This window comes from Luteimonas terrae (assembly GCF_004358165.1).
GTDB classification, from domain to species: Bacteria; Pseudomonadota; Gammaproteobacteria; order Xanthomonadales; family Xanthomonadaceae; genus Luteimonas; species Luteimonas terrae.
In genome coordinates this window covers 119,554-134,591 of record NZ_SMTG01000009.1, presented here as the reverse complement: position 1 = coordinate 134,591, position 15,038 = coordinate 119,554, and the positions used below count along the sequence as shown (strand labels likewise).

Here is a 15,038-nt window from a genome sequence, read left to right as displayed (position 1 = left end):
TCAAATGCAAAGCAGTTCGCTTGGGGTCGTCATCCCGTCACCGGACGCTTCGCCCCCACCCAACCCTCCCCCGTAAACGGGGGAGGGCTCGTATGCAGGCACCGTGCATCCTTGAGCCCTCCCCCGCAAGCGGGGGAGGGTTGGGTGGGGGCGAACGATCAGAGGCGGGCAAGTCCTCCAAGGCGGAGGGCCTCAGATGCAAAGCAGTTCGCTTGGGGTTGTCATCCCGTCGCCGGACGCTTCGCCCCCACCCAACCCTCCCCCGTAAACGGGGGAGGGCTCGAAAGCAGGCACCGTGCATCCTTGAGCCCTCCCCGCGAGCGGGGGAGGGTTGGGAGGGGGCGAACGATCAGAGGCGGGCAAGTCCTCCAAGGCGGAGGGCCTCAGATGCAGTTCGCTTGGGGTCGTCATCCCGTCGCCGGACGCTTCGCCCCCACCCGACTCTCCCCCGTGAGCGGGGGAGGGCTCGAAAGCAGGCGCCGTGCATCTGTCAGCGCCAGTGTCCGATGCACTACATTGGTGCATGGCCGACGAAACCCCACCGCCGCAGCCCTTCGATGCGCTGACCACGCCGCTGGTCTGGGCCGGGCCCGACGGTCGCATCTGCACCTGCAACGTCGCCTTCGCGCGCTGGCTCGGCGTGGGCCGCAAGCGCCTGATCGATCAGCCGCTGGCGGCGCTGGAGGTCGACGGCGACGTGCTGCGGCTGGCCCTGCGCACGCCCGGCGATCCGGCTGACGGGCCTCTGCGCGTCCGCCGGCTGGTGCTGGCCTTCCTCGGCGGCGAGCCGCGCTTCGCCGATGCCTGGCTGACCCGCGAGGCCGATGGCGGCCTGCTGCTCGAAGCGCATCCGGTCGACGAGTTCCCCGGCGCCGATCCGACGCTGGCGATGCCGCTGGCGCTGTCGGCCGCCCTGCGCGGACTGGCCCACGAACTGCGCAATCCGCTGGCGGGCCTCAAGGGCGCGGCGCAGCTGCTGGCGCGACGCGTCAGCGACGGGGAATCGCGCGAGCTGGTGGCGCTGGTCGACACCGAAGTCGCGCGCCTCGGTGCACTGGTCGACCAGCTGCTGTCGCCGCGCTCGCCCACGCCGCACCGCGCGCTCAACATCCACGGCGTGCTCGAGCAGGTGCTGCGTCTGGCCGAAGCCGACGCCGGCTGGGCGGTGCGCATGATCCGCGACTACGACCCCAGCCTGCCGGAACTCTCAGGCGATCCCGACCGCCTGACCCAGGCGATCTGGAATCTCGTGCGCAACGCGATCCAGGCCGGCGCGGCCAACATCACCCTGCGCACGCGCGCCGCGCTGGGCGTGCGCATCGGCGACGAGGTGCACGCGATGGTGCTGCGGCTGGAGGTCGTCGACGACGGACGCGGCGTGCCCGAGGACATGGTCGAGCAGATCTTCCTGCCGCTGGTCTCCGGTCGGCCCGACGGCAGCGGCCTGGGGCTGGCGATGGCGCAACAGGTCGCGCGCGAACATCGCGGCGCGCTGGTCTACCGCTCGCGCAGCGGCCATACCGTCTTCACTCTGCAACTGCCGTTTCCCGATGAGGCATCGGGCGAGGCCGACCCGATACCCACGGAGCCCATGCCCGCATGACCACTACCGCGCCGCGCGTCTGGGTCGTCGACGACGACCGCTCGGTCCGCTTCGTGCTGGCCACCGCGTTGACCGAAGCGGGCTACGACGTGTCGGGCTTCGACAGCGCGCAGGCGGTGCGCGATGCGCTCGCGCAGAAACCCGCACCGGACCTGCTGTTCACCGACGTGCGCATGCCCGGCGACTCGGGCCTGCAGCTGCTCGATGCGCTCAAGCAGAAACACCCGCAGCTGCCGGTCGTGGTGATGTCGGCCTATACCGACGTCGCCAGCACCGCCGGTGCGTTTCGCGGCGGCGCGCACGAATTCCTGTCCAAGCCCTTCGATCTCGACGAGGCGGTCGCACTGGCCGCGCGCGTGCTCGGCGATCACGACACCGCGCCGGACGATGCGCCGCCGCCGAGCGGCGACAGCGACGCGCTGGTCGGCGACACGCCGGCGATGCAGCAGCTGTTCCGCGCGATCGGCCGCCTCGCGCAGGCACCGGTGTCGGTGCTGGTCACCGGCGAGACCGGCACCGGCAAGGAATTGGTCGCACGCGCGCTGCACCGCGAATCGCCGCGCGCGCGCAAGCCCTTCGTCGCGCTCAACACCGCGGCCATTCCGGCCGAGCTGCTGGAGAGCGAACTGTTCGGCCACGAGGCCGGCGCGTTCACCGGCGCTTCGCGGCGTTACATCGGCCGTTTCGAACAGGCCGACGGCGGCACGCTGTTCCTCGACGAGATCGGCGACATGCCGGCCTCGCTGCAGACGCGCCTGCTGCGCGTGCTGGCCGAGGACGAGTTCTTCCGCGTCGGCGGGCGCGAGCTGATCCGCGTCGACGTGCGCGTGATCGCCGCGACCCATCAGGATCTCGAGCGTCTCGTCGCCGAGGGCCGTTTCCGCGCCGACCTGCTGCACCGGCTCGACGTCGTGCGGCTGAAGCTGCCGCCGCTGCGCGAGCGGCGCGAGGATGTCGGGCAGCTCGCCGAACGCTTCCTGCAGGCCGCCGCCGACCGGCTCGATGCGCCGCCCAAGCGGCTGGGCCGTGCGGCCCTGCAACGCCTGCGCGACCACGACTGGCCGGGCAACGTGCGCGAGCTGCAGAACCTGTGCTGGCGTCTGGCCGCGTTGGCACCGGCGGATCTGGTGACGCCGCAGGATCTGGAGGGACTGCTGCCGGTCGCGGGCGATGCGCAGCGACCGGTCGATACGCCGGTCCATGCCGACAGCTGGGACGATGCGCTGCGCGCCTGGGCCGATACGCGGCTGCGCGCGGGCGATGCCGACATCCACGCGCAGGCCCGCGAGCGTCTTGATCGCGCGCTGCTGGAAACCGCACTGGTGCATACCGGCGGACGTCGCGCAGAAGCGGCGACGCGGCTCGGCGTCGGCCGCAACACGCTGACCCGCAAACTCGGTGCGCGCGGTCGCCGCGGTTGAGCGGGCTTTCATCGACGCGGCGCGATCGCGCGCTAAGGTGCCCGCCATGACCCGAACCGCCCGACTCCCCACTCTCGCGGCTGCCGCCGCGCTTCTGCTCGCCGGCTGCGCGAGTGTCCCGCGTCCCGCCGTCCAGACCGCGCCGCCGGCGGTCACCGCGATCGCCAGCACCGGCACAGCCCAGGGCGCGATCGCCAACCTTGCATCGGCGTCGGGCTCGCTGGTCAGCGGCCGCGTGGTGCTGTCGCCGGATGTCGGCGGCGTGCGCGTGCGCGGCGAGATCGGCGGGCTGGTGCGCAACGGCACCCACAACCTGCGTCTGCACACGCGCGGCGACTGCAGCGCGGTCGATGCCGCCAGCGCCGGTCCCGAATTCGACGCGACCACCGGCCAGCCCTCGCGCCTGTCCGATTCGGGCGAACGCGGCCGCATCGTCGCCAACGCGCAGGGCGTCGCCACGCTGGATCTGCTGCTGCCCGGCGCGGTGCTGGGCGGGGGTGCGGCGAACGACATCGTCGGTCGCGCGCTGCTGGTGCTGGGCGCGACGCCTGGTGCGATTGGCGCGCGCGTGGCCTGCGGCCCCGTGCGGCTGCAGTAGGCGGTTGCGCGGCACTGTGTCGCGCCACCCGGCGAATCACCGTCTGCGGGGGATGCTCACGCGGCGAAAACCGCGCCCGGTGGATGCTGCGCGTTGTGGCGACGCACGGCGCGGATGCCGCGTCCACTCACCGAGACGAGGAAATTCCATGAAGATGTCCCGCTTCCTGTTGCCGATTCCCGCCGCGCTGGCGCTCGCGCTGGCCGCCTGCGGCGGTGGCGCCGATTCGTCGAACGACGGTGACAACGCCGCCGCCGAAGCCGACCGCGCCGCCGAGACCGCCGGCACCATGCCGCCGGCCGCGACACCGGCGCCGGCCGCCGCGTCAGCTGCGACCGCAATGGCCACCCTGCAGCCGACCGCCGGCAACCAGACCGCCGGCGAACTGCGCTTCGCGGTCGTCGACGGCCGGATCGAAGTCACCGGCACCGTGACCGGCCTGCCCGGTGGCGGCACCCACGGCTTCCACGTCCATGAGACCGGCGACTGCAGCGCCCCGGACGCGACCAGCGCCGGCGGCCACTTCAATCCCGGCAGCACCGACCACGGCCGCGTCGGCCAGGGCGCCCACCACGGCGGCGACAGCGACAACATCACCGCCGGCGCCGACGGCACCGCGCAGGTCAAGGGCTGGCTGGAAGGCGTGACTCTCGGTGACGGCGCCGCGACCGACGTCGTCGGCAAGGGCGTCATCGTCCACAAGGACGCCGACGACTACGTGACCCAGCCGACCGGCAATGCCGGCGATCGTCTGGCCTGCGGCGTGATCCAGGCCGGCTGAGCCACGCCTCGCGCAACACGCGTCTGACGACGCCCGCTTCCTGTCATGGGAGGCGGGCGTTCTTCATGGGCGATCCGTGGATGCACGTGCACGCGATCGCAGGAGACAGCTCGCTTCAATCCTGCTCTGCGTGAGAACAGTCGGCAGCCTCGAGCCCTCCCCCGCCTGCGGGGGAGGGTTGGGTGGGGGCAACCCGTCCGCCGTCATGCGGGCGTCTCCCGCGCGACATCCCAGTGCTCAGGACCCCACCGCAGGCGGAACGTTTGCCCCCATCCCAGCCTTCCCCCGCACGCGGGGGAAGGGGCAGGTCATCCAGTGCTCGAGATCGGTTGAGGCGTTCGGAGCGACGACCGCCGCTGTCTCAGCGCAAGGCCGCCGTCGGATCCTGCCCCGGCGCCACGTGCAGGAACACCACCGGCACGCCGTGCGCCTGCAGCACCGCCGACAGCTGACGCTGCCGCGCTTCGTACATCGCGAAGCCCTGCGCCAGTCGGCCGTCGTCCGACTCGCCCGGTGCGCAGCGCAGGCGCCAGTCGTCGGGCGACAGCATCGCGATGCGCACCTCGCCGTCCACATGCCGCAGCAGCGGTTCCGGCGGCGCGTCCAGCCAGGCCTCCGCCCCGGGCGCGAGCAGGGCGGTTTCGAGCACGTCCCACAACGGATCCAGGCCCTGGTTGCGGTACTGCAACGCGGTCATCGCCAGCAGGTCGTGCAGGGTGAGGTAGCGGGCGTGTTCGATGCGCGCGCCGAACGCCTCCTGCGCACACAGCGCGGTGTCGGCCTTGGCCATGCCCAGATCGAGCAGCATCGACTCCATGTGTTCGGCGACAGCGGCGGTGGCCGCAGGCTCGCCGACGAACAGGTAGGGCAGCACCCGCAGGCGCCCGCCGGCCAGCTGCGTGTCGGACTGGAAGGGCAGCGGCACCGCGCCGCTCGCATCCGCGCCGAAGGCGATGATGCGCGGGCCTTCGCCGGACTTGGGCGCGCGCACACGCAGCTCCTCGAGCCGCCGGTGCATCGGCCAGCCCGGCCGCAGCAGTTCGGCCGGGTCGAAATGCGCGGCGGCGAACGACAGATCGAGGTCGCGCACGCCGGGCACCAGGGCGCCGAGGTCGCGGCCGAGCAGGGTGGCCAGCTCGCCCGCGGCCTGCTGGCCGAGCGCGGCGCGCGCCGGCACCGAGTCGTCGCTGAGCTCGAGCGCGAGCACGCCGAGCACCTGCGGTTGCGTTGAATCTTGTCGGGAAATGTCGGGATCTGCGGTCATTGGCCGTGCACATCGGCAGCGATACACTCGTTCACATTATGCCCGTCCCGCGTCCGGGACAGTCTCACGCAGGTTCCGCCGAGGTCATTCCGATGCTGTCAGGTCGTCCCGTCGCCGTGCTGGGTGGCGTCCGTATCCCGTTCTGTCGTCAGAACACCGCCTATGCGGACGTGGGCAATCTGGGCATGTCGGTGCGCACCCTGGGCGCTCTGGTCGAGAAGTTCGGCCTGCACGGCCAGCAGCTCGGCGAAGTGGCGATGGGCGCAGTGATCAAGCATTCCAACGACTGGAACCTCGGCCGCGAGGCGGCGCTGTCGTCGGGCCTCTCGGCGCTGACCCCGGGTCTGACCCTGCAGCGCGCCTGCGGCACTTCGCTCGATTCGATCATCACCATCGGCAACAAGATCGCTGCCGGGCAGATCGAATCGGGCATCGGCGGCGGTTCGGACACGACGTCCGACGTGCCGATCGTCTACGGCAAGGCGCTGCGCCGTCGTCTGCTCGACGCGAACGCCGCCAAGACGACGAAGGACAAGCTCGCCGCGTTCAAGGGCTTCCGCCTGCGCGAACTCAAGCCCGATTTCCCGGGCGTGGCCGAGCCGCGCACCGGCAAGTCAATGGGCGAGCACTGCGAGGACATGGCCAAGGAATGGAACATCGGCCGTGATTCGCAGGACGAACTCGCCGTCGCCTCGCACCACAAGCTGGCCGCCGCCTACGAGCGCGGCTTCTTCGACGATCTGGTCGTGAGCTTCCGCGGCGTCTCGCGCGACAACATCCTGCGTCCCGACACCTCGATCGCGAAGCTCGCGACGCTCAAGCCGGCGTTCGACAAGACGTCCGGCCGCGGCACGCTGACCGCTGCCAACTCCACGCCGCTGACCGACGGCGCGGCCGCGTGTCTGCTGGCGAGCGACGCGTGGGCCGCGACGCACGGCCACGAGGTGCTGTGCCACATCCGCGACGCGCACGTGTCGGCGGTCGATTTCGTGCACGGCGAGGGCCTGCTGATGGCGCCGACCGTCGCGGTGGCCGAGATGCTCGCGCGCAACGGCCTCACGCTGCAGGATTTCGACATCTACGAGATCCACGAGGCCTTCGCCGCGCAGGTGCTGTGCACGCTGCGCGCGTGGGAGAGCGAGGACTACTGCCGCACGCGTCTGAACCTGGACGCGCCGCTGGGGCGCATCGATCCCGCGAAGATCAATCCGGTCGGCTCGTCGCTGGCCGCCGGCCATCCTTTCGCCGCGACCGGCGCACGCATCGTCGCGACGACCGCCAAGCAGCTCAAGGAACGCGGCGGTGGCCGCGCGCTGATCTCGATCTGCACCGCCGGCGGCATGGGCGTCGTCGCGATCCTCGAACGCTGATCCTTCCGCAGGAACTCTCGCGCATGTCCGTTTTCCGTGCCGCGGGCCGCATCGGCCTGCTCGCCTTCGCCGTGTCCACGCTCGTCGCCTGTGGCGACAATGCCGAGCCGGCATCGACGCCGCCGGTTACGTCCGGCCCGCACATCGTCTCCGCACCGCCGCCGCCCGAGGCGCTGCCCGGTTGCACTGCGATCGCGACCGCGCTCGGCGAACTCGTCACCGGCTTCGAGGCCGTCGACGAGGCCGGTACCCGGCAGGACGGCGATGTGAGCTACGGCATCAGCTGCGCGTGGCGCAATGCGGCCGACGGCGGCGCATTCGGCGCGATCGTCATCGTCGATCGCGAACCGCTGACCGCGGCCGACATGCAACGCGCCGGTCTCTACGCCGAAGACGCGCGCGTGTCCGCGCTGGGCGGGTTCGTCGCGATTCCCGACGGCCTGCTCGACGGCAAGGCGCCGCTGGGCCCGGTCGGCCCGCAGGTCATCGTCGGCCCGGTCACGGTGACCATCGCCGGCAATGGCCGTGGCACCGCCGGGGCGATCACGCTCGATCAGGCGCTCGACGCCGCTGTGGCCGTGCATCGTCTGATGCGTTGAGGTGCTCGAGAGGCGCGGCTGATTCCGGAATCGCGCCGGGTCAGTGCTTGCACCGACGCGAATGCAGAGATTTCGCGGAAAGACGTCGCCTCCGTCGTGCCGGCGGCTCTCGACAGACGTACGTTTGATCAGGCGGAACCCATCTTGATCCTGGGTTCGTCTCCGCGCTCGCGGCGTGCTTCAAGAGCCCCTGAAGCAGAACGGATGCGGGCTCGATCAGACGCCCGTCTGTCGAGTCCTGCCGGAAGGGCGGTCGCTGGATGACGCGGCGCCTGCCTCGTCCGAGCAGATGAAGAAACAGGGCGCCCTGCACATCGCACGCTCAAAGCCGATCCGTCCGGTGCGGCGGTGCGTCGCCATGCACGTAGGGCAGCCCCTGCGGATCGCGGATCTCGGGCTCGATCGGGTCCGCGACCACCGGGGCCGGGGCCAGCGGGACGACCGGCTCGTTGCGCGACGCGCGCAGTGCGTTCGCGTAGCACAGACGTGCATTGCGCTCGTCGCCCGCGGCGGCGTAGCCATCGCCCAGCTGCACCCAGGCATCGCTGCCGGCGCCCTGGTCGATGGCGCGGTGCAGATAATCGCGGCTGTTCGGCCAGTCGCGCTGCATGTGGTGGAGACGCGCCAGGCCCAGCATCACGCCGGGGCTGGCGGGATGTGCGGCGAGCCAGCGCTCCATGCGCGACTGGCGATGCGCCGGGTCGCCGATCTCCAGCGCGGCATAGCGTGCGGCCACGCGCTCGTCCCAGCGCGCATCGAGTGCGGTTTCCAGACTCTTGAGCGCGGCATCGTGCCAGCCAAGGGCGACCGCGCGATCCGCGTACGCCAGCACCACCGGCGTTTCGGTGCGGATGTGCTTGGGCAGTGCTTCCCAGCGCTCGGCCAACACGTTCGCATCGGCGGCCTCGTGCAGCGAGGCGGCGGCCCAGCGGATCTCGCGGATCTCGAGCTGCGCCTCGGGCAGCGCGTTCTGCTTGCGCAGTGCGCCGAGCAGGCCGTAGGCCTCGGCCGCGTGGCCCGTCTGCGCCCACGCGTCGGCGCGCAGCGCGAGGCCCCGCGGCGGCAGCGGTTGCGCTGCCGGTGCGTCGAGGGCGGTCAGCGCGTCGATCGGACGCTCGTCGAGCAGCGCGATCTCGGCCAGCGCGATCGCACGCGTCGCCGGGTGGCGCTCGCCGAAGCGGTCCAGATGCGCGCGTGCTGCGGCTTCGTCGCCGCGGGCGATCGCGGCCTGGGTCGCGGCGATGCGTGCAGCCGGCTCGTAGTGCGGATTCTCGTCCGCCGACTGCGCGAGCAGTTTCTCGGCGCGCGTGTAGTGGCCCTGATGCAGGGCATCGAGACCTTCACCGACGCGGCTCTGCGCCCTGGTTTCGCGATAGCGGCCCCAGCTGCGGAACGGCAGCGTGACCAGGGTGACCAGCAGCCAGAACAGCACCATCACGCCGAGGGCCATCGCGATGGCATTGGCGATGGTGGTCGTGTAGTTGACGCCGGCGCGATGCACCAGCACGTAGCTCGGGTCGCCGGCCAGCAGCAGCTGCGCGGCCAGCGCGCCCAGCAGGGCGATGACGATCCAGACCAGCAGGGCACGGAGCAGGGACATGGCGGATTCCGGACGCGGCGATGGGAAGGATGGCTACGGTGCCAGACACCTTCGTGATGGACCCGTCGCGGACGCGCGACCCGCGAGGCGCGCGTTCAGCCGACCTGCGCGATCCAGTCCTCGAGGTTGTAGTAGTTGCTCACGCGCGCGATGCGGCCGCCCTTGATGTCGAAGAACGCGCCGCCCGGCAGCACGTAGCGCTGGCCCTTCGCCGGCGGCAGGCCGGCATCGTCGGCGAGGTACGCGCCATGCACCACGTACTCGGCAGCGGCGCGTCGGCCATCCGCGGTGGCCATAACGACGATGTCCTCGAGCCGCTCGCGATAACTCGCATCCATGCGCTGCATGAAGGCGACGAAGGCCGCGCGTCCGGTCTCGCGCGCGCCCTGGTTGAGATCGTGCGCGACGTCGTCGGTCAGCAGCGCGAGCATCGCGGCGCGGTCGCCCGCGTTGAAGGCGGCGTAGTAGGCCTGCACCAGTTGCAGGGCGGCGGACTGTGGGGTGTCGGTCATCGCAGGGCCTGTCGTGCGGTGTCGAAGAGATCGCGGTGGAAGAAGTAGACCTCGCGCAACAGGAACTCGCGTTGCGTGCGGAAGGTGCGGAAGCGTGTGGACGGCGTCGGCGAGCCGAGCGCGTCGATGCCGAGCCGACGGCTGGCGCGCAGCGCGCGGGCCATGTGCAGCGGGTCGCTCACGATGATCACGCGGTGGAGGTCGTGTTCCTGCAGCAGGCGGCGCGTCTCGACCAGATTCTCCAGCGTGGTGCGCGAGCGCGACTCGATCAGGATCGCCGATTCGGGCACGTCGCGACGCAGCGCATAGCGGCGCGCGACCTGCGATTCGGAAAACCGCGCCTTCGCGCCGCCGTAGCCGCCGGTGAAGATCAGCGTCTTCGCGTGGCCGGCGTGATAGAGGTCGAGGCCGTGGTCGATGCGCGCCTCGAAGACCGGCGAAGGCTGGGCGTCGTAGGCGGCCGCGCCGAGCACGACGATCGCATCGGCCGGTCCGGCCTCGTCGCGGTTGCCGACGTGCACGATCCATCCGGCAACGCCCAGCAGCCAGGCGAGCACCAGCAGCGTCAGCAGCACGCAGAAGCGGAGGAAGCGGCGCACCGGGCCGCGTTTGCGCGTCATCGCAGGCGCATTCCGGTCACGACAGCCACGGCAGGCGGTCGGGATCGACGTTGCCGCCGCTGAGCACGATGCCCACGCGCTGGCCTGCGAACCGGGCGCGATGCGCGAGCACCGCGGCAAGTGCGATTGCCGAAGACGGTTCGACCAGCTGCTTGGTGTGCACCGCCATCCGGCGCATCGCGGCGACGGTGTCGGCATCGTCGACGGTGATCACCTCGACCGGCGTGCCGTCGCTGCTGCGATGCGCATCGAGGATTGCGAAGTTCGGCGCGCCCAGCAGGCCGCGCAGGCCGTCGCAGACCGTGTCCGGCACGAGATCGTCGACGCGCGCGCCGGCCTGCAGCGAGCGCGACGTGTCGTCGGCGCCCTGCGGTTCGGCCAGCACCAGACGGGTCGATGGCGAGGCCTGCGCGATGGCCAGCGCCGTGCCCGCGGCCAGACCGCCGCCCCCGACCGGCACCACCAGCACGTCGAGCGGACCGGCGGCCTGCAGCAGTTCCAGTGCGGCCGTGCCCTGGCCGGCGATCACGTCGTGATGGGTGTAGGGATGCACCAGCGTCGCGCGAGTCTGCACGCGCAGCGCCTCGCAGGTGGCCTCGCGCGCGGCCAGCGTCGGCGCGCAGCGGTGCAGCACCGCGCCGTAGCCGGCGATCGCCGCGAGCTTGGTCGCGACCGCGCCTTCGGGCGCCACCACGTGGCAGGCAATGCCCCGGGATGCGGCCGCCAGCGCCAGCGCGGCGCCATGGTTGCCGGAGGAGTGGGTCACCACGCCGCGCGCGGCGGCGGCACCGTCGAGCGACCACACCGCGTTGCACGCGCCGCGGAACTTGAATGCGCCCGCGCGCTGCAGGTGTTCGGCCTTGAAATGCAGACTGCAGCCGGCCGCATCGTCGAGCGTGCGCGCGCGCAGCACCGGGGTCAGGTGCGCGTGGCCGGCGATGCGTGCCGCTGCCGCGAGCACATCGTCGGGACCTGGCAGGGAAATCGTGTCCATCATCGGGCAAGCGTAACGGAGCGACCGTCGCGATTCATCGCTCCAGCGACGGGATGAAGCGACCCGCGCGCGACCTTGGCGCTTAAGGGCCGATTCAATGCCGCGGGCGGATTCTGGACGACAGATCGACAGGGGTGGACCGACATGATCCGCAAGGCTGTTCTGCTCGTGGCCTGCATGACGCTGGCCGGCTGCACCACATACGGATACCGCGGCGGCAGCGGCGACTACTACTACGGTTCGCCCGGCACGACGTACAGGTATTACGGCGCGCCCTACGGCAGTCTCGGCTACGGCCGAGGAAGCGGCTGGTACGGCGGTGCCGGTTACGGTTCGCCCTACTACCGCTATGGCGGCTATCCCGGCTGGAACCGCTACCCCTACGGCTACTACGGCGGCGGCTACTACCGTCCGCCGCCGGTGATCGTGCGTCCGGTCTATCCGGGGCGACCGGAGCATCACCGCCCGCCGCGTCCCGGCGACCACTACCAGCATGCCCGTCCCGAAAGCGGCGGGCGTCCGGTGTATGGCGGCGGTCGCCCGATCCGGCCCGGCGAATCGCGCCCCGACCGGCCTGACCGGCCCGGCTTCGGTCGTCCCGGGGGCCCGGGTCCCGGCTGGGGCCAGGGTGGCCCCGACCGCGCCGATGCCGACCGTCCGGGGCGTCCCGGCGGTGGCTGGGGCGGTCGTCCGCCACGCGGCGAGGGCCAGTCGCGTCCGCAGCCGAGGCCGGGCTTCACCCCGCCGCCGCGGCCCGAGCGTGTCGGCGGCGGTGGTTCGCCCGCGCCGCGTCCGGAATTCCAGCGGCCGCCGCAGCAGGCCACGCCCGTGAGCCGCCCGCCGCCGGCGCGGATGGAACGCGCGCCGAGCGCCCGCGGTGAAAGGCGGACCACGGTCACAACCCGGGAAGTCGAGCCGATCTAGTGCTTGCGCTGGCCGGGGCGGCGGGAGATTCTCAGCCTCGCGTGACCGGATGCGTCGGTTTCCGACGAAAAGGTCACACCGGCTGTCGACACCCGGCGGGGGAATACCGGATCCCCCCTGTTCCGCCTCCGCCGGGCGTCGGCTCCTGATCCGCGCAGCACCCCGAGCGCCGGACCGGAGCCTGAAAAAAGATGGGGCCGGATGTCCCCCGACATCCGGCCCCGTGCTTCCCCGCAGCGTGCTTGGCCAGCCCTGTTCCAATCTCCGGCCGCGCCCCCCTTTCAGACGCTTGCCGCTGCGGGTGCGGGAATTCCTACGCAGCTTCTGTGCCAACTTTGGCGCCGGCGCTTCGCCGCGCCCGCGAACTCGCGGATAATCCGCCCATGCGCAACGACTTCCACAGCTACGACGTCATCGTCGTCGGCGGCGGCCACGCCGGTACCGAGGCCGCGCTGGCGTCCGCACGCGCCGGCGCCCGCACCCTGCTGCTGACCCACAACGTCGAGACCATCGGCGTGATGAGCTGCAACCCGGCGATTGGCGGGATCGGCAAGGGCCACCTGGTGCGCGAGATCGACGCACTCGGCGGCGTGATGGCGCGTGCGGCCGATGCGGCCGGCATCCAGTGGCGTCGCCTCAATGCGTCCAAGGGCCCGGCCGTGCGCGCGACGCGCTGCCAGGCCGACCGCAATCTGTATCGCGCCTTCGTGCGTCGCGCGGTCGAGGCGCAGCCGAACCTGACGATCTTCCAGTCGGCGGTCGATGACCTGGTCATCGAAGGCGATGCCGTGCGCGGCGCGATCACCCAGACCGGGCTGCGCTTCGAGGCCCCGGCCGTGGTGCTGACCGCCGGCACGTTCCTCGCCGGACGCATCCACATCGGCGAAGCGCAGTCGGTCGGCGGCCGTGCGGGCGATCCGCCCGCCGCAACGCTCGCCGCGCGTCTGCGCGAGCGCCCCTTCGTGGTCGATCGCCTGAAGACCGGTACGCCGCCGCGCATCGACGGCCGCACGCTCGACTACACGGCGATGACGATCCAGCCGGGCGACGATCCGCGTCCGGTGTTCTCCTTCATGGGCAGCCACGCCGACCATCCGCGTCAGGTGCCGTGCTGGATCACCCGCACCACAGAGCGCACGCACGAGATCATCCGCGGCGCGCTGCATCGCTCGCCGATGTACTCCGGGCAGATCGAAGGTATCGGCCCGCGCTACTGCCCCTCGATCGAGGACAAGGTGGTGCGCTTCGCCGACAAGGACAGCCACCAGATCTTCGTCGAACCCGAAGGGCTGGACGTTGCCGAGATCTATCCCAACGGCATCTCGACCTCGCTGCCGTTCGACGTGCAGCTGGACGTCGTGCGCAGCATCGTCGGCTTCGAGCATGCCCACATCACCCGCGCCGGCTATGCGATCGAGTACGACTTCTTCGACCCACGCGGGCTCAAGGCGACGCTGGAAACGCGCGCCGTCGCGGGCCTGTATTTCGCCGGCCAGATCAACGGCACCACCGGCTACGAAGAAGCCGCCGCGCAGGGCCTGCTCGCGGGCGTCAATGCCGCGCGCCAAGTGTGCGGGCTGGAGAGCTGGAGCCCGCGTCGCGACCAGGCCTACATCGGCGTGCTCGTCGACGACCTGATCACCCACGGCACGAAAGAGCCCTACCGCATGTTCACCAGCCGCGCCGAATACCGGCTGCAGCTGCGCGAGGACAATGCGGACCTGCGCCTGACCGCGGTGGGCCGGGAACTCGGCCTGGTCGACGATGCGCGCTGGGCGCGCTTCGACGCCAAGCGCGAAGCGGTTGAACAGGAAAGCCAGCGTCTGCGCGGCCTGTGGGCGTCGCCGCAGAACGCGATCGGCCGCGCCGCGGTCGACGCGCTCGGCATCGAGCTGCGCCGCGAGAGCAACGGCATCGATCTGCTGCGGCGTCCCGAACTCGGGTACGCGTCGCTGATGCAGGTCGAGGGCATCGGCCCGGGTGTGCGCGATGCGGACGTCGCCGAGCAGGTCGAGATCGAAGCCAAGTACTCCGGCTATCTCGAACGCCAGCGCGTGGAGATCGAGCGTCAGCAGCGCCAGGAAACCACTGCGATCTCGCAGGACTTCGACTACGCACAGGTCCGCGGACTGTCGGCCGAACTGGCGCAGAAGCTGACCCAGGTGCGGCCGCTCACGGTCGGCCAGGCCCAGCGCATTCCCGGCATGACACCGGCGGCGATCTCGCTGCTGCTGGTGCATCTCGAGCGCGCCCGACGCACGCGCGCGGCCTGAGCCGGTCACCGCGCGATCATCCGGCGTTTCACCGGTCTGTGCTCTGGTGAGGCACCTTCCGGACGATGGCGCTCTCGATGACACGACATGGTATCGGCCGCGGCGCGGCCCTCTCGCTGGTCTGCGGCCTCGCGTACTGGGGCCTCGCGTCCTGGATGATCGGCGGCGGCGAGCCCTGGGATGCGGGCACCTACTGGACGCTGTGGTACCCGGGCGCGCTGCTGTTGTCGCTCGCGCTGGGGTTGGCGTTTCCGGCGCGTGCCTGGCTGTGGGGACTGCTCGTCCTGCTGGCGCAGATTCCGGTGGTTGCCGTCGTTGCAGGTGTCGAACCCCTGATCCTGGCCGGTCTGCTCTATGCGCTGGTGCTGGCGGTGCCTGCGGCCGCCGCCTCGGCGCTCGGCGGTTGGTGGCGACGTCGTAGACGCTGAGCGCCGCCGTTCAGTCGGCTTGCACATCGCTGACCTCGCGGCGTTGACGCT

14 protein-coding genes are annotated in these 15,038 nt (G+C 71.3%); 9 read left to right on the top strand and 5 right to left on the bottom strand.

Features of this window, described 5'->3' with window-relative positions; translation table 11 throughout:
• Window positions 1-523 precede the first annotated feature (523 nt).
• The 4 genes from E2F49_RS15870 (at window position 524) to E2F49_RS15855 (ending at window position 4,403) form a co-directional block, all read left to right on the top strand.
• Window positions 524-1,603 (top strand): two-component system sensor histidine kinase NtrB, encoded by a 1,080-nt coding sequence (locus tag E2F49_RS15870; protein ID WP_133394797.1) that lies wholly within the window; start codon window positions 524-526, stop codon window positions 1,601-1,603.
• Window positions 1,600-3,024 carry a nitrogen regulation protein NR(I) gene (gene ntrC / locus E2F49_RS15865; protein WP_133394796.1) on the top strand — a complete coding sequence of 475 codons (1,425 nt, stop codon included), beginning with the start codon at window positions 1,600-1,602 and terminating at the stop codon, window positions 3,022-3,024. The genes E2F49_RS15870 and ntrC overlap by 4 nt, the downstream gene beginning before the upstream one ends.
• A 46-nt stretch (window positions 3,025-3,070) precedes the next feature.
• Window positions 3,071-3,622, top strand: a complete 552-nt coding sequence (locus tag E2F49_RS15860; RefSeq protein WP_133394795.1) for a superoxide dismutase family protein — start codon at window positions 3,071-3,073, stop codon at window positions 3,620-3,622.
• 154 nt (window positions 3,623-3,776) lie between these two features.
• Window positions 3,777-4,403 (top strand): superoxide dismutase family protein, encoded by a 627-nt coding sequence (locus tag E2F49_RS15855; RefSeq protein WP_425481407.1) that lies wholly within the window; start codon window positions 3,777-3,779, stop codon window positions 4,401-4,403.
• 361 nt (window positions 4,404-4,764) lie between these two features.
• On the opposite strand, the gene E2F49_RS15850 is transcribed toward E2F49_RS15855, so the two are convergent.
• Window positions 4,765-5,667 carry a hypothetical protein gene (locus tag E2F49_RS15850; protein WP_133394794.1) on the bottom strand — a complete coding sequence of 301 codons (903 nt, stop codon included), beginning with the start codon at window positions 5,665-5,667 and terminating at the stop codon, window positions 4,765-4,767.
• A 92-nt stretch (window positions 5,668-5,759) separates the two neighbouring features.
• Here E2F49_RS15850 and E2F49_RS15845 point away from each other — a divergent pair, with 92 nt between their 5' ends.
• Window positions 5,760-7,037 (top strand): acetyl-CoA C-acetyltransferase, encoded by a 1,278-nt coding sequence (locus E2F49_RS15845; protein ID WP_133394793.1) that lies wholly within the window; start codon window positions 5,760-5,762, stop codon window positions 7,035-7,037.
• Window positions 7,038-7,060: 23 nt separating this feature from the next.
• Window positions 7,061-7,636 (top strand): hypothetical protein, encoded by a 576-nt coding sequence (locus E2F49_RS15840; RefSeq protein ID WP_133394792.1) that lies wholly within the window; start codon window positions 7,061-7,063, stop codon window positions 7,634-7,636.
• Window positions 7,637-7,958: 322 nt separating this feature from the next.
• On the opposite strand, the gene E2F49_RS15835 is transcribed toward E2F49_RS15840, so the two are convergent.
• The 4 genes from E2F49_RS15835 to E2F49_RS15820 all read right to left on the bottom strand — a co-directional run bounded on the left by E2F49_RS15835 (window position 7,959) and on the right by E2F49_RS15820 (window position 11,365).
• Window positions 7,959-9,236, bottom strand: a complete 1,278-nt coding sequence (locus tag E2F49_RS15835; protein WP_133394791.1) for a heme biosynthesis HemY N-terminal domain-containing protein — start codon at window positions 9,234-9,236, stop codon at window positions 7,959-7,961.
• Between the two features lie 95 nt (window positions 9,237-9,331).
• Window positions 9,332-9,748 (bottom strand): ketosteroid isomerase-related protein, encoded by a 417-nt coding sequence (locus tag E2F49_RS15830; protein WP_133394790.1) that lies wholly within the window; start codon window positions 9,746-9,748, stop codon window positions 9,332-9,334.
• Window positions 9,745-10,368, bottom strand: coding sequence for a YdcF family protein (locus E2F49_RS15825; protein WP_133394789.1), 624 nt, complete (start codon window positions 10,366-10,368; stop codon window positions 9,745-9,747). Before E2F49_RS15825 ends, E2F49_RS15830 begins: the two co-directional genes overlap by 4 nt.
• A gap of 16 nt (window positions 10,369-10,384) precedes the next feature.
• Entirely contained in the window at window positions 10,385-11,365 is a 981-nt protein-coding gene (locus tag E2F49_RS15820) for a threonine ammonia-lyase (RefSeq protein WP_133394788.1), read from the bottom strand.
• 141 nt (window positions 11,366-11,506) lie between these two features.
• On the opposite strand from E2F49_RS15820, the gene E2F49_RS16750 reads away from it, so the two are divergent.
• The 3 genes from E2F49_RS16750 (at window position 11,507) to E2F49_RS15805 (ending at window position 14,987) form a co-directional block, all read left to right on the top strand.
• Window positions 11,507-12,286, top strand: coding sequence for a hypothetical protein (locus E2F49_RS16750; protein WP_133394787.1), 780 nt, complete (start codon window positions 11,507-11,509; stop codon window positions 12,284-12,286).
• 383 nt (window positions 12,287-12,669) lie between these two features.
• On the top strand, window positions 12,670-14,559 hold the full coding sequence (gene mnmG / locus E2F49_RS15810; RefSeq protein ID WP_133394786.1) for a tRNA uridine-5-carboxymethylaminomethyl(34) synthesis enzyme MnmG: 1,890 nt from the start codon (window positions 12,670-12,672) through the stop codon (window positions 14,557-14,559).
• 77 nt (window positions 14,560-14,636) lie between these two features.
• Window positions 14,637-14,987, top strand: a complete 351-nt coding sequence (locus E2F49_RS15805; RefSeq protein ID WP_133394785.1) for a hypothetical protein — start codon at window positions 14,637-14,639, stop codon at window positions 14,985-14,987.
• The last annotated feature ends 51 nt before the right edge of the window (window positions 14,988-15,038 follow it).